Annotated in this window: 3 protein-coding genes; all 3 read left to right on the forward strand. The window is 64.3% G+C overall.

The features are described from left to right. Positions 1-982 (forward strand): tol-pal system protein YbgF (gene ybgF / locus EN939_RS26200; RefSeq protein WP_127270667.1); only part of this gene is annotated, 982 nt, incomplete at its 5' end. Positions 983-1,039: 57 nt separating this feature from the next. Next, positions 1,040-2,434, forward strand: coding sequence for a tRNA lysidine(34) synthetase TilS (tilS, locus tag EN939_RS26205; RefSeq protein ID WP_127270142.1), 1,395 nt, complete (start codon positions 1,040-1,042; stop codon positions 2,432-2,434). A gap of 125 nt (positions 2,435-2,559) precedes the next feature. Then, on the forward strand, positions 2,560-3,390 hold an 831-nt coding region (locus EN939_RS26210), incomplete at its 3' end, for an ATP-dependent metallopeptidase FtsH/Yme1/Tma family protein (RefSeq protein WP_164751226.1).

Here is a 3,390-nt window from a genome sequence, read left to right on the forward strand (position 1 = left end):
TCCCAGTATCGAATTGCCCAACCTTTTCGGTCAAAAGAAGAAACCGGACCAGGTTCAGCTGGTGCAATCCGATCCTGCCGCTGTCACCAGCCTGGAAGAGCAGCTGCGGCAGATGAACGGCAAGATCGAGGAACTCAATTTCCAGGTCCTGCAGATGCAGGAGCAGATCCGCAAGCAGCAGGAAGACAATGAATTCCGCTTCCAGCAGCTGGAAGGCGGCGGCACGCAAGGCGGGCAGCCGCCGGCGCAGAAGAAATCGGACGCCACCACCGGCACCGACAACGATGTGGCGGCGGCCCCGGCAATACGGGCGCCGGCCGATGCCGGCGCCGCGCCCGCCAACGATCAATCGGCAGGCGGCAAGACGGTCGAGGATGTCATCGTCGAATCTCCCGACGGCGACCCCGGAAAGGTTATTCCCGGTACGGGAGCGCCGGAAAAGAATTTCGGCACCATCACCGTCGACAAGAACGGCAATGTCATCGATGCCGGCGGCAACACGCAATCGACCGCGCCGGCGCAGGACACCGCGCCAGTCGCCGGGGCGGCGCCCAAGGCCGGAAAATCCGATACGGTGGTCGCGGCGTTGCCCGCCACCAACAACCCGGAAGAGCTTTACCGCAACTCCTACCAGTTCATCCTCTCGGGCGACTACGGCACCGCCGAGCAGGGTTTTCGCGATCACATCGCCCGCTTCCCCAAGGATGCGAAGGCGGCGGACGCGCATTACTGGCTGGGCGAGTCATTGCTCGGCCAGCAGAAATACCGCGACGCGGCCGAGACGTTCCTTGCCGCCAGCAAGGACTACCCCAAGGCCAAGAAAGCTCCCGACATGTTGCTGAAGCTCGGCGTGTCGCTGGTCGGCCTCAAGCAGCATGATGTTGCCTGTGCCACCTTCAGCGAGGTCGGCAAGCGCTACCCTGATATTTCCAGTGCGCTCAAGGAACGCGTCAAGCAGGAGAAGGCTCTGGCTGCCTGCTGATCCTTGTCCTACATGTCGTTGTCCTGAAACCGGGATCACTTTTGGGCGACATGCATTATGCTCGACACCGAGCCGGACCTTTCGACTAACCCTTTTTCGCATATCGATTTTACCAGCGGCGCTGTTGCGGCCGTGTCCGGCGGCAGCGACTCGACCGCCCTGCTCCTTCTTCTCAGACACCATCTCGACCGTAAGGCGCCGGCAACCAGGCTGCTGGCGGTAACGATCGACCACGGTTTGCGGTCCGGTTCGGCTGCGGAAGCGCAAACAGTGGCGAAGCTGTGCGCCAGACTCGGAATTTCACACCGCATCCTGACATGGTCGGGCCCCAAGCCATCGACCGGCCTGCCCGCCGCCGCTCGCGAGGCGCGCTACCGGCTGCTGGCCGAGGCGGCACAAGCCGAAGGCATCGGCCTGATCCTCACCGGCCATACCGCCGATGACCAGGCAGAGACGGTGCTGATGCGGCAAGCGCGCGAGGAAGGATTGGCGCGGGACGGGGGCCAAGGCCATGCCGAAATGGCAGGCCGGGGACTTGCCGGCATGGCGCCGGCCACCTTGTATGACTGGCGCGAGTGGATCGTTCGGCCGCTTCTCGGGTTGCGGCGCGAGGCGCTGCGCGACGTCCTGCGGCGTGAGAATGTCGGCTGGGCCGACGACCCCACCAATATCGACGCGGCCTTCGAGCGGCCGCGTGTGCGGGCAGCCCTTGCCGACAGCAACGGTGCGCAGCGCATCGACGATGCACTGGCGCTGGCCGCGCATGAGGGCCGCGCGCGCAGTCAACTCGGCCTCGCCGCCGCAAGTTTGATCGGCGATTTCGCGACCCGGCTGTCCTGCGGGCTCATTCGTCTTGATCCGCTCTTGCTGAACACAGGCGACGAGCGAGCGGCCGTCTATGCGTTGCGTATCCTGCTGGCCATGACCGGCGGAATTGCCTTCCTGCCGGATCAGGCCCGCAGCGAGGCTCTGTTCGGTCGGCTGAGGGCTGGATTTCTTTGCGCCACATTGTCGCGGACGGTTGTCGATTCCCGGCGCTCCGGCATCTTCCTGCGCCGCGAGGCGCGCGGCCTGCCCGCCGCCGCAACCCTTACTGGCAGCACCCTGTGGGATGGCCGCCGGCGCATCACATTGAACGACAGCAGCAGCGCATTGTTGATTGCCCCGCTAGGCACGGCAGCGGCGAAGCGGCTGGCGACGGGCCAAGGAAAAGCCCCGCCGAGCCTGATGCGCGCCGCGCTCGCGGCCGAACCGGCGTTGTGGCACGCCGGGGAATGCCTTGGTTTGCCTGGATATGAACTGAAGTCGGCGATGGTGGAAGTGCGGCCGGTCGTTAGTCCCTTTGCCCGCTTCCTGCCGTCCTTCGACCTGGCGCCGGCGCAGGCCGTCGCCGGGCTGATTGGCGCGGCCCCGGTCCCGCCCTTGCCTTTCAGCGGCCATAGTGCCGGCTGATGGTTGCGCGAAAGCTTAACCCAGACGTGCTGTTATGCTTGGCAAGGGGAGGTGCTCTCCCTATGTTAGGCGCAAGTTTCCTCTCATGACGCGTGTCCGCCCCGCGGACGCCAACGGGACAATTGATGAATCCGAACTATCGCAACCTCGCGCTCTGGGCGATCATAGCGGTCCTGCTCATAGCCCTGTTCAATCTGTTCCAGACGCCGCAGACGCGAGGGGCTTCCAGCGATGTGCCTTATTCGCAGTTCCTGCAGGATGTCGCGGCGGGCCGGGTCAAGACGGTGACCATCGCGGGCGCCCGCATCAGCGGCACCTACACCGACAATGCCAGCGGCTTCCAGACCTATTCGCCCGGCGATCCTTCGCTGGTCTCGCGGCTGCAGGACAAGAACGTCACCATCAATGCGCGGCCTGAAACAGACGGTTCCAATTCGCTGTTCGGCTATTTGATCTCTTGGCTGCCGATGATCCTCATCCTCGGCGTCTGGATATTCTTCATGCGCCAGATGCAGTCCGGCTCCGGCCGCGCGATGGGCTTTGGCAAGTCGAAGGCCAAGCTGCTCACCGAAGCGCATGGCCGCGTCACCTTCCAGGATGTTGCCGGCGTCGACGAAGCCAAGGAAGATCTGGAAGAGATCGTCGAGTTCCTGCGCGATCCGCAGAAATTCCAGCGGCTCGGCGGCAAGATTCCGCGCGGCGTGCTGCTCGTCGGCCCTCCGGGAACCGGCAAGACGCTGCTCGCCCGCTCGGTTGCCGGCGAAGCCAATGTGCCGTTCTTCACCATTTCCGGTTCTGACTTCGTCGAGATGTTCGTAGGCGTTGGTGCAAGCCGCGTCCGCGATATGTTCGACCAGGCCAAGAAGAACGCACCCTGCATCATCTTCATCGACGAAATCGACGCTGTCGGCCGTCATCGCGGCGCCGGCCTCGGCGGTGGCAACGACGAACGCGAG

The sequence above is a fragment of the Mesorhizobium sp. M7A.F.Ca.CA.002.05.1.1 genome (assembly GCF_003998335.1).
Taxonomy (GTDB): domain Bacteria; phylum Pseudomonadota; class Alphaproteobacteria; order Rhizobiales; family Rhizobiaceae; genus Mesorhizobium.